General features: G+C 63.6%; 20 protein-coding genes and 1 pseudogene. 12 read left to right on the top strand and 9 right to left on the bottom strand.

The features are described from left to right. The first annotated feature begins 37 nt into the window (after positions 1-37). Together mdtD and ABIE53_RS16460 are read left to right on the top strand one after the other, a co-directional pair. Positions 38-1423, top strand: a complete 1386-nt coding sequence (mdtD, locus tag ABIE53_RS16455; RefSeq protein WP_232292290.1) for a multidrug transporter subunit MdtD — start codon at positions 38-40, stop codon at positions 1421-1423. Between the two features lie 787 nt (positions 1424-2210). Further along, positions 2211-3485 (top strand): EAL domain-containing protein, encoded by a 1275-nt coding sequence (locus ABIE53_RS16460; RefSeq protein WP_044021278.1) that lies wholly within the window; start codon positions 2211-2213, stop codon positions 3483-3485. Here the strand turns inward: ABIE53_RS16460 and ABIE53_RS16465 are convergent. After that, positions 3441-4703 (bottom strand): sigma-70 family RNA polymerase sigma factor, encoded by a 1263-nt coding sequence (locus tag ABIE53_RS16465; protein WP_006050069.1) that lies wholly within the window; start codon positions 4701-4703, stop codon positions 3441-3443. The two genes, ABIE53_RS16460 and ABIE53_RS16465, sit on opposite strands and share 45 nt — an antisense overlap. Before the next feature lie 198 nt (positions 4704-4901). On the opposite strand from ABIE53_RS16465, the gene clpP reads away from it, so the two are divergent. Beyond that, positions 4902-5561: an ATP-dependent Clp endopeptidase proteolytic subunit ClpP gene (gene clpP, locus ABIE53_RS16470; protein WP_006050068.1), complete on the top strand. Its 660-nt coding sequence runs from the start codon at positions 4902-4904 to the stop codon at positions 5559-5561. Between the two features lie 138 nt (positions 5562-5699). Continuing rightward, the gene (locus tag ABIE53_RS16475; RefSeq protein WP_192698746.1) at positions 5700-7295 is read left to right on the top strand and encodes an NYN domain-containing protein; all 1596 of its coding nucleotides are present in this window, start codon (positions 5700-5702) and stop codon (positions 7293-7295) included. Positions 7296-7367: 72 nt separating this feature from the next. Here ABIE53_RS16475 and ABIE53_RS16480 read toward each other — a convergent pair whose 3' ends face one another. The 4 genes and pseudogenes from ABIE53_RS16480 to xseA form a co-directional block, all read right to left on the bottom strand. Further along, the gene (locus ABIE53_RS16480) at positions 7368-9119 is read right to left on the bottom strand and encodes a PQQ-binding-like beta-propeller repeat protein (RefSeq protein ID WP_006050066.1); all 1752 of its coding nucleotides are present in this window, start codon (positions 9117-9119) and stop codon (positions 7368-7370) included. Positions 9120-9413: 294 nt separating this feature from the next. Next, positions 9414-9989 carry a glycine zipper family protein gene (locus tag ABIE53_RS16485; RefSeq protein WP_006050065.1) on the bottom strand — a complete coding sequence of 192 codons (576 nt, stop codon included), beginning with the start codon at positions 9987-9989 and terminating at the stop codon, positions 9414-9416. Between the two features lie 312 nt (positions 9990-10301). Then, positions 10302-10880, bottom strand: coding sequence for a superoxide dismutase [Fe] (gene sodB / locus ABIE53_RS16490; RefSeq protein ID WP_006050063.1), 579 nt, complete (start codon positions 10878-10880; stop codon positions 10302-10304). A 217-nt stretch (positions 10881-11097) separates the two neighbouring features. Then, positions 11098-12478: pseudogene (gene xseA / locus ABIE53_RS16495) on the bottom strand (exodeoxyribonuclease VII large subunit). Positions 12479-13057: 579 nt separating this feature from the next. On the opposite strand from xseA, the gene lpxK reads away from it, so the two are divergent. The 5 genes from lpxK (at position 13058) to ABIE53_RS16520 (ending at position 17189) form a co-directional block, all read left to right on the top strand. After that, positions 13058-14074: a tetraacyldisaccharide 4'-kinase gene (lpxK, locus tag ABIE53_RS16500; protein WP_006050061.1), complete on the top strand. Its 1017-nt coding sequence runs from the start codon at positions 13058-13060 to the stop codon at positions 14072-14074. Then, entirely contained in the window at positions 14055-14258 is a 204-nt protein-coding gene (locus ABIE53_RS16505; RefSeq protein WP_006050060.1) for a Trm112 family protein, read from the top strand. The genes lpxK and ABIE53_RS16505 overlap by 20 nt, the downstream gene beginning before the upstream one ends. 325 nt (positions 14259-14583) lie before the next feature. Then, a complete protein-coding gene (gene kdsB / locus ABIE53_RS16510) occupies positions 14584-15384 on the top strand; it encodes a 3-deoxy-manno-octulosonate cytidylyltransferase (RefSeq protein ID WP_006050059.1) in 801 nt (266 codons plus the stop codon). Positions 15385-15592: 208 nt separating this feature from the next. After that, positions 15593-16258, top strand: a complete 666-nt coding sequence (gene adk, locus ABIE53_RS16515) for an adenylate kinase (RefSeq protein WP_006050057.1) — start codon at positions 15593-15595, stop codon at positions 16256-16258. A gap of 172 nt (positions 16259-16430) precedes the next feature. Continuing rightward, on the top strand, positions 16431-17189 hold the full coding sequence (locus tag ABIE53_RS16520) for a 3-hydroxyacyl-CoA dehydrogenase (protein WP_006050055.1): 759 nt from the start codon (positions 16431-16433) through the stop codon (positions 17187-17189). Between the two features lie 125 nt (positions 17190-17314). On the opposite strand, the gene ABIE53_RS16525 is transcribed toward ABIE53_RS16520, so the two are convergent. Both ABIE53_RS16525 and murJ read right to left on the bottom strand, forming a co-directional pair. Further along, entirely contained in the window at positions 17315-18157 is an 843-nt protein-coding gene (locus ABIE53_RS16525) for a SirB1 family protein (protein ID WP_029968099.1), read from the bottom strand. 5 nt (positions 18158-18162) lie between these two features. Then, positions 18163-19713 carry a murein biosynthesis integral membrane protein MurJ gene (gene murJ, locus ABIE53_RS16530; protein ID WP_006050053.1) on the bottom strand — a complete coding sequence of 517 codons (1551 nt, stop codon included), beginning with the start codon at positions 19711-19713 and terminating at the stop codon, positions 18163-18165. Positions 19714-20266: 553 nt separating this feature from the next. On the opposite strand from murJ, the gene rpsT reads away from it, so the two are divergent. Next, the gene (gene rpsT / locus ABIE53_RS16535; protein ID WP_006050052.1) at positions 20267-20545 is read left to right on the top strand and encodes a 30S ribosomal protein S20; all 279 of its coding nucleotides are present in this window, start codon (positions 20267-20269) and stop codon (positions 20543-20545) included. 187 nt (positions 20546-20732) lie between these two features. On the opposite strand, the gene ABIE53_RS16540 is transcribed toward rpsT, so the two are convergent. Further along, positions 20733-21080: a DUF3579 domain-containing protein gene (locus ABIE53_RS16540; RefSeq protein WP_006050051.1), complete on the bottom strand. Its 348-nt coding sequence runs from the start codon at positions 21078-21080 to the stop codon at positions 20733-20735. A 494-nt stretch (positions 21081-21574) separates the two neighbouring features. On the opposite strand from ABIE53_RS16540, the gene argF reads away from it, so the two are divergent. Both argF and ABIE53_RS16550 read left to right on the top strand, forming a co-directional pair. Then, on the top strand, positions 21575-22504 hold the full coding sequence (gene argF, locus ABIE53_RS16545; RefSeq protein ID WP_006050050.1) for an ornithine carbamoyltransferase: 930 nt from the start codon (positions 21575-21577) through the stop codon (positions 22502-22504). A gap of 254 nt (positions 22505-22758) precedes the next feature. Next, entirely contained in the window at positions 22759-23985 is a 1227-nt protein-coding gene (locus tag ABIE53_RS16550; protein WP_006050049.1) for an argininosuccinate synthase, read from the top strand. A gap of 174 nt (positions 23986-24159) precedes the next feature. Here the strand turns inward: ABIE53_RS16550 and murB are convergent, their stop codons facing one another. Then, entirely contained in the window at positions 24160-25206 is a 1047-nt protein-coding gene (murB, locus tag ABIE53_RS16555; RefSeq protein ID WP_006050048.1) for a UDP-N-acetylmuramate dehydrogenase, read from the bottom strand. Between the last annotated feature and the right edge of the window lie 97 nt (positions 25207-25303).

A 25303-nucleotide genomic window follows, 5' to 3' on the forward strand; every position in this document is an offset into this window, starting at 1 on the left:
CGCGCCCAGCGCGCCTTCCGCCCGCTCGCTGACGGTCATGCTGTGGCTCGTCGCCACCGGCTTTTTCATGCAGACGCTCGACTCGACGATCGTCAACACCGCCCTCCCGGCGATGGCGACGAGCCTCGGCGAATTGCCGTTGCGCATGCAGTCCGTCGTGATCGCCTATTCGCTGACGATGGCCGTGATGATCCCGGTCTCCGGCTGGCTCGCCGACAAACTAGGCACGCGACGCGTGTTCTTCAGCGCGATTCTGGTTTTCGCGGTCGGCTCGTTGCTGTGCGCGAACGCTCACACGCTGAACCAGTTGGTGATCTTCCGGATCGTGCAAGGCGTGGGCGGCGCGATGTTGCTGCCGGTCGGACGGCTCGCCGTGCTGCGGACTTTTCCGGCAGAGCGCTATCTGCCGGCGCTGTCGTTCGTCGCGATTCCCGGACTGATTGGCCCATTGATCGGCCCGACGCTGGGCGGCTGGCTCGTCAAGATCGCGTCGTGGCACTGGATCTTTTTGATCAACGTGCCGGTGGGCATCGCCGGATGCATCGCCACCTTCATCTTCATGCCCGACAGCCGCAACGAAGAGGTCGGCAGGTTCGACGTCAAGGGCTACTTGCTGCTGGTCGTCGGCATGGTGGCGATTTCTTTTGCACTCGATGGCCGCACCGAATTCGGCATTCAACACGCAACGGTGCTGGTGCTGTTGATTCTGGGCCTGGCCTGCTTCGTCGCCTATGGCTTGCACGCGGTGCGCGAGCCCGCGCCGATTTTTCCGCTCGACCTGTTCAAGATTCACACGTTCAGTGTCGGACTGCTCGGCAATCTGTTCGCGCGGATCGGAAGCGGCGCGATGCCTTATCTGATTCCGCTGCTGCTGCAAGTGAGTCTCGGCTACAGCGCATTCGAAGCCGGCATGATGATGCTGCCCGTTGCTGCTGCCGGCATGGCGTCGAAGCGGCTCGTGACGAAGCTGATCGTCAGGTACAGCTATCGTCGCGTGTTGATCGTCAACACGGTTCTCGTCGGCCTGACGATGGCCAGCTTCTCGCTGACCAACGCGGGACAGCCGCTGTGGCTGAGGCTCGTGCAACTGGCGTTGTTTGGCGGCGTCAACTCGATGCAATTCACCGCGATGAACACGCTGACGCTCAAGGATCTCGGCACCGGCGGCGCAAGCAGCGGCAACAGTTTGTTCTCACTGGTCCAGATGCTGTCGATGAGCCTCGGCGTCACCGTGGCCGGCGCGCTGCTGGCGACCTTCACCGGGCTCTTGCCGCGCGTGACGGCTGCCAACTCTCTGCCCGCGTTTCATGCGACGTTCCTTTGCGTGGGGATTATCACCGCGGGTTCGGCGTGGATCTTCGCGCAGTTGTCGCCGGATATCCGGACGCCGGCCAGGAAAACTGATCCTTCTGAGCGGACGTGAGGGGTGGGGTTGGTGGGGGTTTGCTGGTGGGAAGGTTGCGCTTGGAATGCGGGCGGAAGTGGCTTGATGGCTTGATGGCTTGATGGCTTGATGGCTCGATGGCTCGGCGGCTCGGCGGCTCGGCGGCTCGATGGCTCGATGGCTCGATGGCTTGATGGCTTGATGGCTTGATGGCTCGGCGGCTCGATGACTTGGGGGCTGGAGGTGGAACGGTGGAGGCTAGCCGCTGAGGGGTGAAGGCTGGTGGCTGGTGGCTGGTGGCTGGTGGCTGGTGGCTGGTGGCTGGGGGTTCGTGGCTGGGGGTTCGTGGCTGGGGGTTCGTGGCTGGGGGTTCGTGGTTCGTGGTTCGTGGTTCGTGGTTCGTGGTTCGTGGTTCGTGGTTCGTGGTTCGTGGTTAAAGGTTGAAGGTTGAAGGTTGAAGGTTGATGTGTGAGGTCTCAGGGCTGAGGGCTAGCCGCCTACGCGAAGCCGTCATAGCGCCGCACCGTCCGAGCGGCGGCTCAACCGATGCCACGCCGCAGATGGTCGCTTTGCTCACATTCAGGCCCAACATGAGCACCACCAACTTCGACCCGCAACGGGGCGCAGCCCGCACCAGCGAAGTGCGATACATCATGCCGGTGCCCGCGTCGTTGACCGACACTCGGCAGCTCGCGCGCCAACTGCGCACCCCGCCAGCCTTTCGTATGCGCATAGATCTTGCTCGCCTATCCTGTAAACTTACGCATTGCGCGTGCAGCTTCCGCATTGAGCCCCTAATCCGGCCGCCACCCACACGACTGACATGATGAGCATGATCGAACTCGATCCTCCCGGTTTTCAGCCTCCCCGCCCGATGGCCGGCGACGAGGGCTCCCGGCGCACCGTTCTCTACGGCGGCTACACCGTTTTCAGCGTATTTCAGCCGGTTTTCTCCGTGTCGCACCGGCGCGCGATCGGCTATCACGCCTCGCTGCGCGCGCACGACGAGCATGCGCGGCAAGTCCCCTCGCACGAGGTGTTCACGCAGGCCGCGCGCCGCGGCGACTTGCTGGAACTCGGCCGGCTGGCCGAGTCGCTCCACCTTGGCAACTTCAATGCATTCGACAGTCATGACGAATGGCTCTTTCTGAGTCTCCATCCGGCCGCGCTGATGGACACGAGCTACGGCGACGCGCTGCTCGCCGGGCTCAAGGCGTTGGGCTTGCCGCCGCAGCGCGTAGTGCTCGAGGTCTCCGAGCAAGCGGGCGGAGAAACGACGCGTTTCGCCGAGATCATCGACGCGTTGCGCAAGTCGGGCTTCCTCATCGCGCTCGATGGCTTCGGCGCCAAGCACTCGAACATCGACCGCGTGTGGAATCTGCGCCCCGATATCGTCACGCTCGACCGCTGCATTCTTGCGCAGGCAAGCGAGCACTCGCACATTGAACGCGTGCTGCCCGGTCTCGTCTCCCTGCTGCATGAATCCGGCCAATTGGTCCTGATGGGCGGCCTGACCACAGAGCGCGATGCGCTGATCGCACTCGAATGCAACGTCGATTTCGTCCAGGGCGCATTCTTCGCTGGGCCGAGCGTCGAACCGGTCAAGCCGCAAGCCGCTGCCGGCTTGATGGACTCGCTCTCCGCCGCGCTGCGCGAGCGTGTTGCCACGCGTGAACGCGCGCAGGCGACGCGGCTCGCACCGTACGTCAGCGCGCTCGAAACCGCAGCCGCACAGCTGGTTGCCGGGCAGCCAGCCGCTGACGCGACGGCCGCGCTGCTTAAGCTCGGCGAGACAGCACGCTGCTTCATTCTGGATGGCTCCGGACGGCAAATCGGCGACAACGTGCTGCCTCCTGGCCGCGCGTCGCAACGCGCGAAACGCTTCCGTCCGCTATTGCATTCCGAAGGTGCAAGCTGGGAGCGCCGGCCTTACTTCATTCAGGCGATGCGTACGCCTGGGCGCGTGCATCTCACTCCTCCTTATCTGTCGATCAATGAGGCGCATTTGTGCGTGACCGCTTCGATCGCCGCGCATACGCCCGGCGGCACGCAAGTGCTATGCGTAGACATCAACTGGGAAGTCGCGGCCCATCGCAACTGAGTCGACAGAGTCCACGGAGTCGACCGAGCGCTGCTGAATGCGCGCCAGCAATTCGGTGACCGCAGTGCGGCCCAGCACACGATTGGCGGCCTGCAATCGCGATGCGCTCGTCACTGCGTGCAACGAAACGATTCTTGCAGCGCCGTTGAGCGGACCGTGGGCCCACCTATGACCGTGCGCCTCGCCGGTGGTGAACCCGGTTGCGAGCCCGGTTGTAAGGTCGCTCTCGAAGCCAGTGTCGAAGCCGCCGGTCGTCCCGTTTTTCATGCCTGTCGCCGCGCCGCTGCCAGAGCCCTCCGTGGCGATGTCGATCAACGCAACGACGTCGCCTTCGATAAGCAGCGCGATAGACAACGCCCCCTCCACCGATACCAGTTCCACGTGGCTCGCCTGACGTGCAAGCGACGTCACCTTCTCCATCCAGTCACCCAATGCGCGGTCTGACGCGCCGGTGCGTGCCTGGGCGAACGCCTTCGGCGGCACACCAAGCGCGCGTGCATCGGCGTGTGCATAGCAGTTTGTCGAGGCAGCGGCACGCACAACGGCCGGTGAGTCGCCCGGCACATTCAGCGGCGGGCCGCACACCGGCTCGTCGCTGACGACATGCGGCGCATCGCTAAACAGCTCGAGCAGGCTAGTCCTGTCCTGCGCCTCAAGTGCGTTGCGCAAGCGCTCGACAATCCGCGCGTGACTCTCCGGATCGGCCCGATGCAACGGTGCGCCCGCGCGCTGCAGGCGCGCCCTCGCCCGATGCACGATCTGCCGGCAACTGGCCGCGCTACGTTCAAGAATCCTGCCGATCTCCGCGTAGTCGCAATCGAACGCTTCATGCAGCACAAACGCGGCGCGCTCGTCGGGTTTGAGGCGCTCGAGCAAAAGCATCACGCCATAGGACATTTCCGCCGCACGCAGCGCGAGTTCTTCAGCCGATGGCGCGAATTCGTCGAGCCACGGCTCCGGCAGCCAGCCGGTGGCCTGAGACTCGCGCTCGCGCTGCACATTTCTCAGACGGTCGATCGCCGTGCGCGTGGTGAGCGTGGTGAGCCACGCGGCCGGCGTCTGCACCTCATGCGTATCAGCGAGATGCCACTTCAGCCAGACGTCTTGCACGATGTCTTCCGCCTCCGCACGGCTGCCGAGCATGCGGTACGCCAACGCGAGCAGGCGGGCCCGCACCGCCCCGAAGCTGGATGCCTTGTCGATTTCGTGTTCTTTCATGCGTAGACCTCCAGATCGTGCGTGGTAAAAGCGCGTGCGCCGCCTGCCAGATTCCTCGACCGCGCGCCGCAAAGACATCCATTGCAGCTTGACGATTGGGCGAGCCGCCGCGTGACAGGCGCGCGAAAAAAAATTTATGTCACGCCGCCGACGGCCGGGTCGTCATAGGGACAGCAGCCCACTTTTGACGAGGCAAATATGCAATCGAGCTATCCACCTGTTACCGGCCTTGGCCTCGTGCCAACCGTGATCGAGCAGTCCGGCCGCGGCGAGCGCGCGTACGACATCTACTCGCGTCTGCTGCGCGAGCGCATCGTGTTTCTGGTCGGACCCGTGAACGAGCAATCGGCCAGTCTCATTGTGGCGCAATTACTGTTTCTGGAGTCGGAGAACCCGGACAAGGACATTTCGTTTTATATCAATTCGCCCGGCGGCTCGGTGTACGACGGGCTCGCGATTTACGACACCATGCAGTTCATCAAGCCGGAGGTATCCACTTTATGCACAGGTTTTGCTGCGAGCATGGGCACATTCCTGCTGTGCGCGGGCCAACGCGGCAAGCGGTACGCGTTGCCCAACGCGCGCATCATGATTCACCAGCCTTCGGGCGGCAGCCAGGGCACGGCAGCGGACATAGACATTCAAGCTAAGGAAGTGCTCTATCTGCGCGAACGTCTCAATGCAATGATGGCCGAACGCACGGGGCGCAGCATCGAGGAAGTCGCGCGCGACACAGACCGGGACAATTTCATGTCCGCGTCCGCGGCAAAGACCTATGGCCTCGTGGACGAAGTGCTGGAAACGCGGGCGGCGCTGAACTCGTCTTCGGTGGCGTCGGACAGACACCATGACGTATAGCGCAGCGCGGTTGAACTGTGCCGGGTTCAACTGCCCGCGCTTGCACTGGTCTGCCCGACAAAAGCTGATCACGTTGGCTGGAATCGCTATCATGGTCGCGATTCGTCGACTCCGACGAGCGCTTCAATGGAGATTTACATGGCGTCATCCAACGAAACCGTCAGCATGGCGCTATTCTGCGACTTCGAAAACGTCGCGCTGGGCGTGCGGGACGCGAAGTACGACAAGTTCGATATCAAGCTGGTGCTCGAACGTCTGCTGCTCAAGGGCAGCATTGTCGTGAAAAAGGCGTATTGCGACTGGGATCGCTACAAGAGCTTCAAAGGTGCGATGCACGAAGCCAATTTCGAGCTGATCGAGATTCCGCACGTGCGTCAATCGGGCAAGAATTCGGCGGACATCCGGCTCGTCGTGGACGCGCTCGACCTCTGCTACACGAAGTCGCACGTCAATACGTTTGTGATCATCAGCGGCGACTCGGACTTTTCACCGCTCGTGTCGAAATTGCGTGAGAACGCGAAGCAGGTGATCGGTGTCGGCGTCCAGCAGTCCACGTCTGATCTGCTGATCGCGAACTGCGACGAGTTCTTTTTTTACGACGACCTGGTACGCGAAAGTCAGCGCACCGTCGCCAAACGGGAGTCCTTGCGCCAGCAGAAGAGCGCTCAGCCGACAGCCAAGGTATCGCAGGACGAAGAGAAAAGCCGCAACAAGGAAGATCTGGAAAAGCGCCGCACCAAGGCGGTGGAGATTGCGGTGCAAACGTTCGACGCGCTTGCATCCGAGCGGGGCGACAGCGGGAAAATCTGGGCGTCCGTATTGAAGAACGCGATCAAGCGGCGCAAGCCGGATTTCAACGAAACCTATTATGGCTTTCGCGCGTTCGGCAATCTGCTCGAAGAGGCGCACGCGCGCGGGCTGCTGGAATTCGGCCGCGACGAAAAATCAGGGGCTTACGTATATCGGAGCACGGTTTCGGGCGCTGCGGGGGAAGGTGTCGGAGAAAGCGCGGGCGAACCGGCGGGCGAGCATGCAGCGGCGCGTGGAAGCGAAACTGTCGACACCGCAGAGGTAGCGGAACAACTTGACGAGTCGCAGACGGTTGGCGCGGCGCAAGCGGAAAAAGGCGCCAAACACGAGTCTCGTCGTCGGGGTCGTGGAGATCGGAAGCGAGGCGCAAGCCAGCAAGCCGCCCGCGAAGCCACGCACGAGACGGCACAGGGAAGCGCAGAGGAAGCCGGCCACCAAACGGCGCCACGAAGGACGCCGCAAGCCGCCAACACCCGACGCACCAGACGCGAAGAAAACGGAGCCAACCTGAGCCAGGCTGAAGGCGATGCGATGTATGCCCCTGAAGCGGAAAACAAGCGCGCGACGTCCGAGCTGCCGCAAGCGCTCACGAACGAACCGGGCGATGTTTCTGATCAGGCGGGCGCGGCCGAAAATGCCGACTTGCACCAGACCGACGAAACGCAGCCCAAGCGTCGCAAGCAACGCGAGCCGCGTAAAACGGCCGCGAAGAAAACGCGGAAGACCGCAGCACGATCGGACGACACGGCAAGCAACACGAACACGGCGAACACCGCGCACACTCCAGACACCGCATCGCCAGCAACCGAACCTTCACCGACCGCAGAGGAAACACCCGCGCCCGCCAGGAAAGCCGCGCGTAAAACCGCGTCGTCGCGCAACCGCCGGCCGCGCAAGACAACGGGAGGCAACGACACCGAGTGACACCGAACGACACCGAACCACACCGAATAGTTCGCGCCTTGCTCCGCACCCGGCAGCGGCCAAAGCCAAGTGTCACCGCAAGCCGAACACCGCAACACCGTTGGTCGCGCCGACATAAACCTTGCCGCGCGCGATCATCGGCGTGATGAACTTGTTGCCCGCGCCCCATTGATCGCGCGTGCCCACCTGGTTGCTGTTGTACAGCTCGTTGGCAAGATTGCTCGCGTCGTAGGCATGCAGGGCGCCAGTCGAGCCGTTCTCCGCGGCCCAGACAATGCCGTTGCTCGCGCCATTGGCGGAAATCGCCGGCGTTGCGCCCGGATAGGCAAAGGTCGTCGGGCTTCGAGATGAAGCCGTCGTTGCGAGGAACGCGCCAGCGATCGGCAACGCTTTGAGGTTGTCGTTTAGCCCTCCGTAGTACACGACGCCCTTGTAATAAGCCGGCGAACCCCAGATGCCGCCAGCAAGCGTGCCGATGAGTTCTTGCCAGATGTTATTGGCCGCTGGGCTGAATTTGCCCATTGAATCGCGGTCGACCACATAGATGTGGTTGTCTTTGCCGGCCGCCACAGCAAGATGCTTGACCACGCCGGCCGCGGTCGTCTGGTCCGGCAGCAACATCACGCCTCCAGAACCGAAGTCGTTGTCCGTATTGGCCTCTTCGACTACGTTGGACATCGCGAAATAGTCGGTGACTTGCAGTTGGCCAGCCGACAGTTTCATCAGCGAGTTGCCGAAGTTGCCGTCGACCGGGAAGCCCTGTGCATTGAGCGTCGTGCCGAACGTGCCGTTGCCGTCGACGACATAGATGGACGAGCCGTCGGAAGCCATGCCGGAGCCGGCCATCCAGATCGAGCCCTGGCTGCCGTTCGGCGTGATGTTGAGCGCGCTGGTCTGCTTGAGTGTGCCGGCGTTGTACGCCATGAGCCAGCCGGTGTAAGCGCCGGACATGCAGTGCGCCGTCCAGCCCATATAGATGTTGCCGCCAACGAGCGTCAATGCCGCCCGCTCCGTGTGCAACGACGCGTTGAACGTAATGACGCCGTTGACGCTCCCCGCGCCGCCGCCCGGATAAGTCGCCGCAATCTCGGTGGGACCGCCGAACAGTTCGGCGCCCGTCGCAAGGTCGAGTGCGTGCAGGCGGTGATGGTAGGCGCCGCCGCTGTCTTTCGTCATCGAGACCGCGTATAGCGCGCCGTTGGGGCCGCGCGAGCGGTCGATCACCGGCGTCGACGTCACGCCAATCTCGGGCGTGATGTCCGGGCATCCGCGGTCGTCGCTGGGCGTTTCGCCGCTGCCGTTTAGCGTCGCGTGCCACAACTGCGCGAAGCTGGTGGCGTCGTACGCATAGACGCTATTGTGTTCGGTCGCGACGTAGACTACGTCGTGCGGCGCGCCGCCAATCGACAACGCTGTCGCAAAGAGCGGCTGGGCATCCACCTTGCCGTCCGCCGCAAGGAACGCGACTTTGCCGAAGCTCGATGGGTTGACGTTGGCGGGCGTCAGCGTGGTTTCGGCAAGCATCTGGCCGGTGCGCGCAAGGTCGTTGTGGTGCATCAGCACGTCGGTGGCGAATACGGGTCCGGCGGGTGCAGCCCCGCCCGCGCCGCTCCCCGCGCCTGAGCCTGAGCCGCTGCTGCCCGCACCCGAGCCACCACCGCTCGCCCCTCCGCCCGACGATGTAGACGCCGCTCCCGGCGATCCGCCCGAGCCGCCGCCACATGAAGCAAACCCCCACGCAACAGTGAGCAGCGCCGCCACTGTGCACACACGAACCCACGGCCCGGCCGATAGCCGGTCGCCGCCACCTCGCGAGATACGCATGTCCGCCTCGTCTCTCAAACGATGCGACGCTCAGTTCCGCAAGACGAAGGCTGCGCGTGATGCGAACACGTCGCGTGCCGCGGAGGGACGCCCCGTGCACATCTTCCGATGGCTGATGGCTGATCACACTCAACGTCCGCGGCCAATTAACCGTACGCCGTTTGCGGAGTTCCATGCCGCCAGGGTCTCGCCACTCTCCGCCAGGCAAACGCGCGGCTGGCGGCGCAACGCGAAAGCAAGGCGCGACCGCACGCGCGATCGCGTGTCAGGCATCAAAGCATCGGAATGAAAGCATCAGTAGTACGGATAAGGCGCGTAAATTACGGGCGGCGGTCCGTAATAGCGCGGCCGCGGCGCAACATAAACCGGTTGCGGCGCATACACAGGCTGCGGCGCGTAGACCGGCACTTGCGGCTGCGAGATCGTGTTGCCCTTCGACGTCATGCACTGCGCGTAGGCTGCGTCGTAGCGCGCCTGCAAGCTGTTCGCCGAGTACTGCGCGCCGTTGGCGCCAGCCGCGCCGCCGATCAGCAAACCGCTGCCCGCTCCGATCGCCGCACCCGCTCCGGCATTGCCCGCCGCCGCGCCAAGCAATGCGCCGACGGCGGCGCCGCCCAACGTTCCCACCGCCGCGCTGTTGACGCTGCTGGTGGTCGCTCCTTGCGAAGCGCCGGCCGCATCGGACGAATGGAACGCATAGTCGCGACACGTGTAGTCGTCCTGTTGAAACTGACTGAGCGGCTCGCCGCTGCGCGGCATGGCCACCACCGACGGGCCGCTCGGCGGCACGACGGCGCAGCCGCCCAATAGCGCGAGCGCGACGGCCCCGAGAGGCAGCGCGACGCGCAACGGTGTTAGACGTGAAATCATGATGGCGCGAATAGCGTGGATTGGAAATCACACGTTATGCGAATCCACGCTCGCGATGTTTACCGCATCGTTACCGTATGTTTTATGCCCGTGCGCGAAGCCGCGCCGCAAGCCTGAGCCACGCGATGTGCGTTATCGCGCGGTTACGAACAGTGACAAAGATTGTGCAAGCCCATGAACGATGCTCGCGCGGCGACGCGCAAAAAGCAGAAAAGCCCTCACATCGAGGGCTTTTCTTTCTTGCATAGCGGCCGTTGTGAACCGATTCAGAGCCGATTCAAAGCCGGCCCAACGCCGCAACACACCGAAAAATCACGCGAAGTTCTTCGACGCGAATTCCCAGTTGACGATGTTCCAGTAAGCTTCGACAAACTTCGGACGCGCGTTGCGATAGTCGATGTAATACGCGTGTTCCCACACGTCGATCGTGATCAGCGCTTTGGCGTCCGTGGTCAGCGGCGTCGCAGCGTTGCTCGTCGACACGAGGTCGAGCGAACCGTCTGCCTTCTTCACGAGCCATGCCCAGCCCGAGCCGAACGTGCCGATTGCGGTCTTCGCGAACTCTTCCTTGAACTTGTCGAACGAGCCCCACTTGGCGTTGATCGCGTCGGCCAGCGCGCCGGTCGGTGCACCGCCACCTTGCGGCGACAGGCTGTTCCAGAAGAACGTGTGGTTCCACACTTGAGCTGCGTTATTGAACACGCCGCCCGACGACTTCTTCACGATTTCTTCGAGCGACAGATTCTCGAACTCCGTGCCCTTGATCAGATTGTTCAGGTTGGTCACATAGGTCTGGTGGTGCTTGCCGTAGTGAAACTCGAGCGTCTCTTCCGACATGTGCGGAGCGAGTGCGTTTTTCGCGAACGGCAGCGGCGGGAGCGTATGTTCCATGGTGCTTTCCTTCAGTCTGTATCTGTTGTGGGGAGTCTGCGGATAACGCTTTAGAGCACTCGATTGTAGGCGACTTGGAATAACCCCGCAAACGAACGGACTTTATGTCCGGCATCGGCGAATCGCCCGCAAAACCGCGTAATTAGTGCTTCCGTTTGCTCTGCAAACGCGAGCTCGCGCAGTCAAAACTACGCACGCGCAGCGTGTCAGCGCGATGTCAGAAACCGTCGGCAAGACGCGGCTGCACATCGGGCGAGGGCGACGTCTGCGGTGCCCTCGGCGAGATGCATCGTCAGGCGGCGTCCCGGTTTCAACGACGACGGCGCGCGCACCGCGCGGCCGGTCTGTGCATCGAGTACCGCGGCATAGCCGCGCTCGAGCGTGCGCTGCGGACTCAGCACTTCGAGCCGCGCCGACAGCGTGGCGATGCGCGCGGCCTGACGTTCATGCTGACGCAGCAATGCGGCGTCGAGCCGTTGCGTGAGATTGCCAAGCCGCGCCTGATGCGCAGCGAGATCCGGACGCCAGCGCTGCCAACGCATCTGCAGCAGCGAAAACCGCGCTCGGGCATCGCGCACGGGCCTTGCCCCGGCCGACGCGAGCCGCGCGCTCAGTTGCTGCAAATGCGTGCGTTGCCGCGCGAGACGCTCGGCGGGCGACACAAGCCGGCGCGCGAGCCAGTCGAGCTGCTGGGCGCGCCGCTCCATCATCCGGCCGAAGCCGCGTGCAAGCGTCGCATGGCGATGGTCGAGCTCGCGCAGCAACAGCACGCGCTGCGGGCTCACCAGTTCGGCGGCGCCTGTGGGCGTGGGCGCGCGGACATCGGCGGCGAAATCGGCGATCGTGAAATCGGTTTCGTGCCCCACGCCGCTCACGACCGGAACCGCGCTCTCCGCAATCGCGCGCGCGAGCACTTCTTCGTTGAAGGCCCACAGGTCTTCAATCGAGCCGCCGCCACGGCACACGATCAACACGTCGACCTCGCGCCGCGCGCTGACCGCATCGACCATTGCCGCGAGCTTCGCGCTTGCGCCCACGCCTTGCACCGGCGCCGGATAGACGATCACGGGAATATGTGGCGCGCGACGCGACAGCGTCGTCAGCACGTCGCGCAGCGCCGCGGCCTGCAACGACGTGACGATGCCAATTGCGCGCGGATGCGACGGCAGCGCGCGCTTGCGTTCGGCGGCAAAAAGGCCCTCGGCTTCGAGCTGTGCCTTGAGCCGCAAAAACGCTTCGTAAAGACGTCCCTGGCCGGTGCGCCGCACTGCCTCGACGTTCAGTTGCAGTTCGCCGCGCGGCTCGTACATCGTGACGAGCGCCCGCACTTCGATGCGGTCGCCTTCCTTCGGCGTGAACTCGGCGTATTGCGCGCGGCCGCGGAACATCACGCAGCGCATTTGCGCCTGCGCGTCCTTGATCGAAAAGTACCAGTGACCGCTCGCGGCGCGCGTGAAATTGGAGACTTCGCCGGCAACCCACACCAGCGGAAACGAGCGCTCGAGCATGCTGCCGATCGCGCGATTCAGAGCGGAAACGGGAACGACGACTTCGCCGCCGGGCATCGTCGACGAGGTAAGGGAACTGTCGGAATTCATGCGAAGGGATGGTGGTGACTGGCCGGACAGACGATAGACCGAGTGGCCAATCGCGTCCAGCGCGACGCGCAAATTGTTAAAAGTGTCCACATGCCGGGACCGTCAAGGCGAATTCCGCCACGCGCCCGGCAAACTACGGGAAACCGAAGCATCCCGTTGATTTATATGAAATTTACTGATGACCTCCTGAGGTGATCGCCGACGCAAGGCGCTTGCAACGGCCCTTGAGGCGCTGCGGCGGGCGGGTTCTCCACAAAGTTATCCACAGGCTGCAAGAGGCGCAACACGCGACGCGGCAGGCATAGGACGCAGCCAACGCGACTTGCGGCCGGGGACGCGTGCGCGCTAGAGTGGCGGGTTCGACAGTAAGGGAAAAGCACGCACGCAAGCGCCGCAACGTGCGCGTGACGAAGGGCGCTGCTGACACGCGCTGCCTATGCTTCCCTTTCTGCTTTTAAGTTTTTCGACCGTCCGGAGAATCGCGCTGATGCCTGTCCCGCGTATTGCCCCTGGCGCCTTCACGCCGCCGCGCTCGCGCCGTCCCGCGAGCGGCGAGCCGCTCGTCCGCCCGGCCTGCCGATGAGCGGAATCTTCGATCGTTTGGAAGCGCGCGTGGGGCGCGAGTGGCAGCACCGCGGACCGCTTGCGTGGTCGCTGACACCGCTCGCATGCGTGTTCGGCGCTGTCGCCGCGCTGCGCCGCGCGGCATTCTCGCTCGGCTGGATTAAGCCGGTGCGCGTGGGCGTGCCCGTGGTGGTGGTCGGCAATGTGACCGTCGGCGGCACCGGCAAGACGCCGACCGTGATCGCGCTCGTCGAAGCGTTGCGCGGCGCCGGCTTCAACCCTGGCGTCGTGTCGCGCGGCTACGGCGCGCGGGTCAAGACGCCGACGCCGGTTACGCCCGCCTCGGCGGCCAGTGTCGGCGGCGACGAACCGCTGTTGATCTCGCGCCGCACCGGCGCGCCGGTCTGGGTGTGCCCGGACCGCGTGGCGGCGGCGGAGGCGTTGTGCGCGGCGCATCGCGACGTCGACGTGATCGTCAGCGACGACGGCCTTCAGCACTACCGGCTCGCGCGCGACGCCGAGCTGGTCGTGTTCGATCACCGGCTCGGCGGCAACGGCTTTCTGCTGCCGGCGGGTCCCTTGCGCGAGCCGCTCTCGCGTCGGCGCGACGCCACGCTGATCAACGACCCTTACGCGAAGACGCTGCCTCCGTGGCCGAACACGTTCGCGCTTCAGCTTGCACCGGCCGACGCGTGGCATCTCGATAACCCGGCGTTGCGCCGCCCGCTCGCGCAGTTCCGCGGCGAGCGCGTGCTGGCGGCCGCCGGCATCGGCGCGCCCGAGCGTTTTTTCGCCACGCTGCGCGCCGCCGGCCTCGCGCCTGAGACACGCGCGCTGCCCGATCACTACGCTTTCGAGCGCAATCCTTTTACGGGCGCCGACGCCGACGCCATCCTGATAACGGAAAAGGATGCGGTAAAATTGGGGTCCTGGCGCGACGCGCGCATCTGGGTTGTTCCCGTCGAAGCCGCGCTCGATCATCGCCTCATTGCATTAGTTGTGGAGAAAGTCCGTGGACGCTCGCCTGCTTGAAATTCTCGTTTGCCCGATCTGCAAGGGCCCGCTCAGCTACGACCGTTCCGCGCAGGAGCTGATCTGCAACGCGGACAAGCTCGCCTATCCGATTCGCGACGGCATCCCCGTCATGCTGGTCGACGAAGCGCGGCAGACTGTCGAAGGCACGCCTGTGGATCTGAATCCGGGGTCGGTGGCCTGAGGCGTGTCGGGCTGGCGCGGCGTGAGGATTTCGCGCGGAGCCAGTTTCGGGTCTGTTAGCGGCGGGTGGTTGGCCATGTTTACGAAGCGGCGATTGGTGCAAGATTAGTGTGCCGGTTGCCAAGGTGGCTCGTTGGCCGGTTGTGCCGGTTGGCTTGCGGCTCGGGACTTGGCTGGCTCCTCGGCTCGCAGCTCATCGCGTGGCTTGTTGGCCCTCGTTGATTCGTCAAAATTGTCAGCTCTCGTTAGCCCGCTCCCGCTCCCACCCCCTGACGCACCCCACACCACCTCCCTCTCCCCTTCCCCCCCACTTCCTCATCTCTCCGATGACCCACACCGCCTCCGCCACGCCCCCGTTCATTGCCGTCGTGCCGGCACGCCTCGCGTCGACCCGTCTGCCCAACAAGCCGCTCGCCGATATCGGCGGCAAGCCGATGGTCGTGCGGGTCGCCGAGCGCGCACGCGAATCGGGCGCCGAGCAGGTGTTGATCGCATCGGACGCTCAGTCGGTACTCGACGCCGCCCGCGAGCATGGTTTCGAAGCCGTGCTCACGCGCGCCGATCATCCGTCGGGCACGGACCGTCTCGCCGAAGTCGCGTCGCAATTCGGCTGGAGCGACGAGACGATCGTGGTCAATGTGCAAGGCGATGAACCGCTGATCGATCCGTCTCTCGTGCGTGGCGTCGCGTCGCATCTCGCGGCACGCAGCGATTGCGCGATCGCCACCGCGGCGCATCCTATCGCCGATGCCGCGGAGATTTTCAATCCCAACGTCGTCAAGGTCGTGCTCGACGCGCGCGGCGTAGCGCTCTACTTCTCGCGCGCGCCGATTCCCTGGGCACGCGACGCCTATCAGCCGCACTGGCCCAACGTCGCGTCGATGCCTGTGCCGCCCTCGCCCGCCGTGGTTCATCGGCATATCGGGCTGTATGCGTATCGCGCAAAATTCCTGCGCAGCTATCCCGATCTGGCGATCTCGCCGATCGAACAGGTCGAAGCGCTCGAGCAATTGCGCGCGATGTGGCACGGCGAACGCATCGCCGTCCTGGTCACGCCCGAAGTGCCGTTGCCGGGTGTGGACACGCCCGCGGACCTCGCGCGCGTGCGGGCTTTATTCGGGTCTTGAGCGCAAAAACCCGTGGCATAATCGGACGCTTGTGCGCGCCTCCCGTGATTAGCGAGAGCCAGGGTTTGCCCGGTCGCGCCGTACGTGTTTCAGCAGCGCCGTCGTCGACGTGCAGCGCGAAACGCGAAGCGGCAGCCGACGCGGGTCCCTTGCCCCTCGTGGGACGACCGCAGCGCCACCAAGAATTCACATAGATCTGGAGATACACATGCGTTTGATTCTTTTGGGTGCGCCCGGCGCGGGTAAGGGCACTCAGGCAAACTTCATCAAGGAAAAATTCGGCATCCCGCAAATTTCCACCGGTGACATGTTGCGCGCGGCCGTCAAGGCAGGCACGCCGCTCGGCCTCGAGGCGAAGCGCTTCATGGACGCAGGCGAACTCGTCACAGACGAGCTGATCATCAACCTGGTGAAAGAGCGTCTGCAACAGCCGGACTGCGCAAACGGGTATCTGTTCGACGGCTTTCCGCGCACCATTCCGCAAGCGGAGGCGATGAAGCAGGCCGGCGTCGCGATCGACTACGTGCTGGAAATCGACGTGCCGTTCGACGAGATCATCGTGCGCATGAGCGGCCGCCGCTCGCACGCCGCGTCGGGCCGCACATATCACGTCAAGTTCAATCCGCCGAAGGTGGAAGGTCTCGACGACGTGACGGGCGAGCCGCTGATCCAGCGCGAGGACGACAAGGAAGAAACCGTCAAGAAGCGCTTACAGGTATACGAAGCGCAGACCAAGCCGTTGATCGACTACTACAACGGCTGGGCGAAGAACGGCGACGCGACCACATCGCTGAAGGCGCCGCAATACCGCCGCATCTCCGGCCTCGGCACGGTCGAGGAAATCCGCGACCGCGTGTTCGACGCGCTGAAGTAATTCAACGCCGCAGCTTGCGTTGGCAAAAAACCCGCCTCTTTCCGGCGGGTTTTTTTATGCCTTCAGCACGGCCGTTTTAATTTGCTCCTCGGCGATGGCGATGTGGGATCATCCATGATCGAAAAGATATTCGATCTGGACGTTACTTACCGTATCAAGGAAAGGAGCAGAGATGGAGATTCGTGACAACGCATTCCTGATCACCGGCGGCGCATCGGGGCTTGGCGCCGCGACCGCGCGCCTTCTCGCGGAGAACGGCGGCAAGGTGGTGCTCGCCGACCTGAATCAGGACGCCGGCGAGGCGCTCGCCAAGGAACTCGGCGGCGTTTTCGTCAAATGCGACGTGAGCCGCGAGGACGATGCGACGCGAGCCGTCGAAGCCGCGACGAAACTCGGCACGCTGCGCGGCCTCATCAATTGCGCGGGCGTCGCGCCCGCCGCGAAGACCGTCGGCAAGGACGGCCCGCATCCGCTCGACGCGTTCGCGCGCACCATCTCGATCAATCTGATCGGCACGTTCAACATGATTCGCCTCGCGGCCACTGCGATGTCGAAGAACGAGCCGAATGCGAACGGCGAACGCGGCGTGATCATCAACACGGCGTCGGTCGCGGCCTACGACGGCCAGATCGGACAGGCGGCCTACGCGGCGTCCAAAGGCGGCGTGGTCGGCATGACGCTGCCTATCGCACGCGACCTGTCGCGCAACGCGATCCGCGTGATGACGATCGCGCCCGGCATCTTCGAAACGCCGATGCTGCTCGGCATGCCGCAGGAAGTGCAGGACGCGCTCGGCGCGATGGTGCCGTTCCCGCCGCGCCTCGGCAAACCGATCGAATACGCGATGCTCGCGAAGCAGATTCTCGACAATCCGATGCTTAACGGCGAAGTGATTCGTCTCGACGGCGCGATTCGCATGCAGCCGAAGTAACGACGCGCCGCGAATTGCCGTTGCGATTTGCCGCCGCAATAACGAAAAACGCCTGCACGCGAATCCCGTGCAGGCGTTCTGTTTTTAGCGCGCGGCCTAACGACCGTTGACGGCTTTGCTGCTCGCTAGTCGCGATCGTTATGCTGCGTGCGCTGACGCAATTCCTGCAACTGCGATTCCACAACGGTTGCGTCTTCCGCATCGGGGCACTCGCCGAGATAACGCTCGAGGTCTTCGAGCGCCGGGCGCAAATAGTCCAGACGCGCATACGCAAAACCGCGGTCGCGAATCTCGTCGATACTGTCGGGCAACAGGATCACGAGACGCTGCTGCACGGCAAGCAGGCGCTGCCAGCGCTCGGTCTGCAAATACGTGGACTTCAGATTGCGCAACATACGCGCGATGATCTCGCGCCGCGTGGCCGGCTGCAGCAGCATGCGCAGCGCCCGGCTCACCGACTCGCCGGCCGACGCCACATACGGCTCCAGCATGTCGACCATTTCCGATTCCGACAGCGAATGTCCGCTCGTCGGATCGAGCATCACGTCGCCGTCGGGCGTCGTGACACGCAACAGGAAATGACCGGGAAACGATACGCCGCGCGCCGGAATGCCGATCTGCTCGGCCATCTCCAGATACAGCACCGCGAGCGAAATCGGAATGCCGCGGCGACGTTTGAGCACCGCGTTCAGATGGCTGTTGTCGGGGTCGTAATAGTCGTTCAGATTGCTGGCAAAACCCAACTCGCGGAAGAAGAACCGGTTCAGAATGCCGACCTTCTGGCGGATGTCCGCGTCATCCGGCATGCGGCGCTGCAGGCGCACCACCAGTTCGTCGATCTCGGCCAGCGTGCCTTGCAGATCGAGATCCGGGTAAGCGTCCTGCGCGAGCGAGAGCGCCGCCTCTGTCAGCGGCAAGCTCTCGTCTTCGGCGACGAGCGTGCTGAAATAGTCGAGAACCCGCGTGATCGTCATCACTTCACTCGCCTTTTGAAATACGCGTACTTGAAGCCCATCAGCCAAAGCATACCGAAATATAGCGCCGCGAACAGCACGAGGCAGGCAGCGAGCAGCGCCATGCGGTCGATGGGCCGGTCATGCATGCCGATCCAGTCGAAGCTGATGGACAGCCAACGCATGGTGCCCGCGAGGACCAGACACGCGCCGAACAACTGCGCGAAGAACTTGAGCCAGCCGCTCGACGGCGTATAGATGCCGCGCTTGCGCAATCCGAGGAACAGCAACAGCGCGTTGCCGCAAGCGCCGAGCCCGACGCTCAGCGTGAGCCCCGCATGCGCGAAGATCGGCACGAACACGTAGTTGCTCAACTGCGTAAGAATCAGCACGCCGATGCCGATCTTCACCGGCGTCTTGATGTCCTGCTTCGCGTAGAAGCCGGGCGCGAGGATCTTGATCAGAATCAGGCCGATCAGGCCGACGCCGTAAGCGGCCAGCGCGCGCGCCACCATCACGACCGCGTTGCCGTCGAACTTGCCGTAGTGAAACAGCGTGGCCGTCAACGGCTCAGCAAAAAAGAACAGCGCAACGGCGCTCGGCGCAGCGAGCAAAAACGTGACGCGCAAACCCCAGTCGAGCAGCGACGAATATTCGTGAGGATCGGCGTCGACGTGCGCCTTCGAAAGACTCGGCAGCAGGATCGTGCCTAGCGCGACGCCGAGCAGCGCGGTCGGAAATTCCATCAGCCGGTCCGCGTAGTTGATCCACGAGACGGCGCCCGGCCCGATGCGCGACGCGATATTCGTATTGATGATGAGGCTGATCTGCGCGACGGAGACGGCGAACATGGCCGGCACCATCTTCCACAGCACGCGCTTCACGCCGCGATGCGCGAGCGCGCGCAGCGGATTGAGGCCGATGCGCGGCACCATGTCGATCTTCTTGAGACCCGGCAGTTGCACGACGAACTGCAACAACCCGCCCGCGATCACCGCCCACGCAAGCGCATAGACCGGCGTGTGCATGCGCGGCGCGAAAAACACGGCGGCAACGATGAACGACACGTTCAGCAAAACCGGCGCGAACGCGGGCAGCGAGAAGTTCTTGTACGTGTTCAGCACGCCGGACGCGAGCGACGTCAGCGAAATGAAGATGATGTACGGGAACATGATGCGCGTCATCGTGACCGCGAGCGCGTAGGCCTGGCCTTCGTGAGCGAGGCCCGACGCGACCACGAACACGACGCCCGACGCGCCCAGCACGCCGACGAGCGACAGCACCGCGAGCGCCCAGGCGAGCACCGTCGAGGTGGCATCGACGAGCGCCTTGGTGGCGTCATGTCCTTGCTGGTTCTTGAACTCGGCGAGGATCGGCACGAAGGCCTGCGAAAACGCGCCTTCGGCGGAAATGCGGCGCAGCAGGTTGGGAATGCGGAAGGCGACGTAGAACGCGTCAGTGTATTGACTGGCGCCGAACGCGCGCGCGATCAGCGTTTCGCGGGCCAGTCCGGTCACGCGCGACAACAGCGTGAAACCGCTGACCGTCAGCAGGGCTCGGAATAGATTCATGGGGCGCTTATTATAAGGGTGCCGCAAAGGCGGACGACGAGCCAGGAAGCGATTCGGACCGATTTCCTCTAGAGACGTTCGGTTGGGGCAGCGAATTCCGCTGCATTTTTTCGCGCGCGCCGGGGGCGGCCGGCAAGGGCTTGTGCAATCGGGCCGCGCTCGGGCGCGGTGAACCGCGGCCGGGCAGCAATCCGACTCGCGCGGGCGGGTCTGGCCTCCCCCGAGCCGGCGGCGCGGCATGCATTCCCGTTGCCACGTCCCTGATTTTGTTGCTATAATCGCCGGTTTCGAAGCTCGCTCAGTTCTCGGACGGCTTCCGGACGAGGGTCGAGGTCGGCGCCAGGTGTCACGAATGTGAACGAATATGGGCCGCCACTTCCTTCAGATATGCCGGAACATGGCGCCGCAAACACGGGCCCGCCTTCGCGTAGTTCGATCGTTTTTCGACACTTTTGCGCTCTTGGGCAATCGCTTCCAAGAGTTCGGATCTAAAAGCAGCGCCTCACCACTTGAAGGTCAGGTACTGGAAACAGGAACAGGATAAGGAACCGTCATGGCTAACTCCGCACAAGCACGCAAGCGCGCCCGCCAGGCCGCCAAGGCAAACTCGCACAACTCGGCACTGCGCTCGAAGTTCCGCACGGCCATCAAGGCAGTGCGCAAGGCAATCGACGCCGGCGACAAGGCCAAGGCCGCTGAAATCTTCCAGGCATCGTCGAAGACCATCGACATCATTGCCGACAAGAAAATCGTTCACAAGAACAAGGCAGCTCGCCATAAGAGCCGCCTCGCCGCAGCCATCAAGGGTCTGCAGGCTCCCGCAGCCCAGTAATTCCGGTCGGCCCGCTCCGGCGGGCTACCTCCTGTTTCCGCTGCGCATGAAGGCCCGCTTTGGCGGGCTTTTTTGTTTGCCACGCGCGCGTAGCGGAAGAGAATGGCCGATTGGCGCAGCAACGCCAGCATGAAAAAACCCGCCGATGTGGCGGGTTTTGCTTTTCTGCGAGCCGGTTTCGCTGGCGCTAGATGATGTGCCGCTTCGTCTGCGGCGGCGGCGCATGCTCCAGTTCCAGCTCGCACGCTTCCGTCACCACGAGGTCGTTGTCTTTGGCGAAGTTCATGACGAAGTCGAACGCCATGGGTTCGATGTCGCGCAGGCGCGAATCGAGAATCACGCACTTGAGGTCGCCGATCATGGTCGGCCGGACGTACACCGAGTACTGCATGTAGGCGTTGGGGCCCTTTCTGGCACCCGGTCCGAAAGATGACATCACACCTGCGAGACGCTCCGACCAGTCGCTCGGCCGGAATCTTTTTCCCGTCGACGTGATGCCCTGAATGAAGTATTCGGTTGGAGCTGCTTCGGCCATGTAGAAATACCTGTGTGACTGCCCAGCGGATGACGGCGACAGCAAGCAACAAAACGGATTTCGAAACGCTGTGCCCGGCGAGTGAACCGCTCCAGAGAGCGCCGCCGCAGGATCGTGCAAAGCGGTTTGGCCGCTATGACGTGCGCGGTATGACGCACGCGGTGTGCCTAGCTCAAAACGGCGCATCAACGAAGCATCCCGCACAAAGGCGGCGCCTTGCGAACCGCTCGAGCCGCCACGCGACGCCTGTGCCCTCACCACGAAGCACGGGCCTGCTGGGCCTATGAATAACCCGCAGATTATAGCGCAGCGGACCTTTTTCCGCACTGCACACAAGCTTGTTTCGGCAGCGCAGCGCGGCTTTCAAAGCGCTTTCCCGGCCTTTTGGCCGACTCGTCAAATGAGGCGAAATCCTTTATGCTGCATTGAGTTACCACAAAACGACGGCGGCGCCGTCCGGCAATCCTGCCGGGTGAGACCGCCGTATTTGTTTCATGACCGCCAAGAAAATTCGCCACTATCTGCAGTTCAAGGATTTCTCGCTAGACGACTACGAGTACGTGCTGGAGCGCGCGCGAATTCTGAAGCGCAAGTTCAAGAACTACGAGACTTACCATCCGCTGCACGACCGCACGCTCGCCATGATCTTCGAAAAGAATTCGACGCGCACGCGCCTGTCGTTCGAAGCCGGCATTTTCCAGTTGGGCGGGCACGCCGTTTTCATGAGCACGCGCGACACGCAGCTCGGCCGCGGCGAACCTATCGAAGACGCTGCGCAGGTCATCTCGCGCATGGTCGACATCATCATGATCCGCACGTTCGGTCAGGACATCATTCAGCGCTTTGCCGAAAATTCGCGCGTGCCGGTGATCAACGGGCTGACAAACGAATATCACCCGTGCCAGGTGCTGGCCGACATCTTCACGTATTTCGAGCATCGCGGTCCGATTCGCGGCAAGACGGTCGCGTGGGTCGGCGACGCGAACAACATGCTCTACACGTGGATCGAAGCCGCGCAGATTCTCGGCTTCAAGCTGCGCCTCTCCACGCCGCCGGGCTACAAGCTCGACCGCGGCTTCGTCGCCGCGGAAAGCGCGCCGTTCTACGAGGAATTCGACGATCCGAACGAAGCCTGCGCGGGCGCCGATCTCGTCACGACAGACGTGTGGACCAGCATGGGCTTCGAAGCCGAAAACGAAGCGCGCAAGAAAGCCTTCGCCGACTGGTGCGTCGACGCGGAAATGATGTCGCGCGCGCACGCCGACGCGCTCTTCATGCACTGCCTGCCGGCTCATCGCGGCGAAGAAGTGAGCGCGGAAGTGATCGACGGCCCGCAAAGCGTCGTGTGGGACGAAGCGGAAAACCGTCTGCACGTACAGAAGGCGCTGATGGAATATCTGCTGCTCGGCAAGCTCAATCACTGAGCGCATTGCCGCGCGGCATTTGCGCGAAGCGCGGCGCGGCGTTCGGCCTTGACTACGACGCAAGCCGTCCACGCCGGGACCGCGTATCGCGCACCGCGCTTCGGCCCGCAGCAGCCTCACCAGCGCTCCGCAATATTCGCCGCAACAGCCAAAAACGCGGACGCGCGCCGTTTTAGTGTCAAAATAGTTGTTTTCCGCGCTCCGGAACCGCCGGCGCGCCTTGTTTTCCCGCTTTCTCCAGCTACGAGTTCACCATGAGCGATATCAAGAAAGTCGTGCTCGCCTATTCGGGCGGCCTCGACACCTCCGTCATCCTGAAGTGGTTGCAGGACAACTACGACGCCGAAGTCGTCACGTTCACGGCCGACATCGGCCAGGGCGAAGAGCTGGAACCGGCGCGCAAGAAGGCACTGCAACTGGGCATCAAGCAGGACAACATCTTTATCGAAGACCTGCGTGAAGAATTCGTGCGCGACTTCGTGTTCCCGATGTTCCGCGCCAACACGATTTACGAAGGCGAATATCTGCTGGGCACGTCGATCGCGCGTCCGCTGATCGCGAAGCGTCAGATCGAGATTGCCCGCGCCACCGGCGCGCAGGCCGTGTCGCACGGCGCGACCGGCAAGGGCAACGACCAGGTTCGCTTCGAACTGGGCTACTACGCGCTCGAGCCGGGCATCAAGGTGATCGCGCCGTGGCGCGAATGGGATCTGCTGTCGCGCGAAAAGCTGCTCGCGTACGCGGAAAAAGCCGGCATTCCCATTGAAATGAAGCATAAGCAAGGCGGCGCGCCGTACTCGATGGACGCGAACCTGCTGCACATTTCGTTCGAAGGCCGTCACCTCGAAGACCCGAAGGCCGAGGCGGAAGCCGACATGTGGCGCTGGACCGTGTCGCCGGAGCAGGCGCCGGATCAGGCCGAGTACGTCGACATCGAATACGAGCACGGCGATCCGGTCGCGATCAACGGCAAGCGTCTGTCGGCGGCCGAAATGCTGACCGAGCTGAACAGTCTTGGCGGCAAGCACGGCATCGGCCGTCTGGATCTGGTGGAAAACCGCTATGTCGGCATGAAGTCGCGCGGCTGCTATGAAACGCCGGGCGGCACGATCATGCTGAAGGCGCACCGCGGCATCGAGTCGATCACGCTCGACCGCGAAGTCGCGCACCTGAAGGACGACCTGATGGCTCGCTACGCCGCGCTGATTTATAACGGCTACTGGTGGAGCCCGGAGCGCCGCGCGATTCAGGTGCTGATCGACCACACGCAGGAGAAGGTCAACGGCTGGGTGCGCGTGAAGCTCTACAAGGGCAGCGTGTCGGTCGTCGCTCGCGATTCGAAGGAAACGCTGTTCGACAAGACCATCGCCACTTTCGACGACGACGGCGGCGCCTACAACCAGGCCGACGCCGGCGGCTTCATCAAGCTGAACGCGTTGCGTATGCGGATCGCGGAGAACGCGCGCCGTCAGCGCGGTTAAGCGGAGCGTTGTCGAGGCGTGGCTTGGCTTGGCGGAAACCTTGCGGTTAAACAGGGTTTCCCGCTAGCGCGATAGATGCAACGAAAAGAAAGGCGCCGCGAGGAAACTCGCGGCGCCTTTCTTCATGCGCGCTGCAAACGCCGACAAGGCCACTCCACTCGCTAGCCCGCACGCTCACAAGCAAACCGGCTCCGCCTCCAACTCGACGCCGAATCTCTCCAGCACGTCATGCTGGATCGCACGCGCGAGGGCCAGCACGTCCGCCCCGCTCGCGCCGCCGCGATTCACCAGCACCAGCGCCTGGCGCTCGTGCACGGCGGCGGCGCCGATCGAGCGGCCCTTCCAGCCGCATCGGTCGATCAGCCAGCCCGCCGCGAGCTTCACGCGCCCGTCCGGCTGCGCGTAGGACACGACATCCGGCTCCCGGCTTTTCAGCGCTTCAAACTGATCGGCGTTCACCACGGGATTCTTGAAGAAGCTGCCCGCGTTGCCGAGTTCCAGCGGATCGGGAAGTTTGGCGCGCCGCACGGCGACGACCGCGTCGAAGATGGCTTGCGCATCCGGCTCCTTGCCGTCCGCGTGGTAGCCGTCAGCAGCGAGCTGGCGAGCGAGATCCGCATAGTTCGCGCGCGGTTGCCAGGCTTTCGGCAAACGGAACGTAACCGACGTGATGACGAAACGGTCGCGCCCTTCCCGCTTGAAAAAGCTGTCGCGGTAGCCGAACGCGCAGGCCCGCGCATCGAACTCGACCGACTCGCCGGAAGCCAGTTCCACGGCGCGCAGCCAGGCAAAGCGCTCGCACATTTCCAGCCCGTACGCGCCGATGTTCTGAATCGGCGCGGCGCCCACCGTGCCTGGAATCAATGCGAGGTTTTCGAGGCCCGGCAAACCCTGCGACAGCGTCCATCCGACGAACTCGTGCCACGGCTCGCCGGCGGCTGCCTCCACATAGACGGCTTCGTCGTCCTCGCCGACGACACGGCGTCCGCGCAGCGCCACGAGCAGCACCAGTCCCGCGAAGTCGCGCGTCAGCACCACATTGCTGCCGCCGCCGAGCACGAGCCGCGGCAAACCAGCAATGCGCGGATCGTGCGCCGCGGCCGGCAACTGCGCTTCACGCTCGATGCGGCACGCCCACTGCGCGTGGACGTCGAAACCAAAGGTGTTGTGCGCCTTCAGCGGATAGCCGGCAATGAACTCGGCGGAATCGGTTTGAGACATCGGAATGAGAACTAAGGGGCGGGCAAACTGCCGTGAGCTGCGGGCCCGCGCGGCGGCCTTGGGCAAATGAGGGTTGCGTCGGTAAAATGACGCTGGT

Source organism: Paraburkholderia sp. OAS925 (genome assembly GCF_040543975.1).
Classification (GTDB): Bacteria; Pseudomonadota; Gammaproteobacteria; order Burkholderiales; family Burkholderiaceae; genus Paraburkholderia; species Paraburkholderia graminis.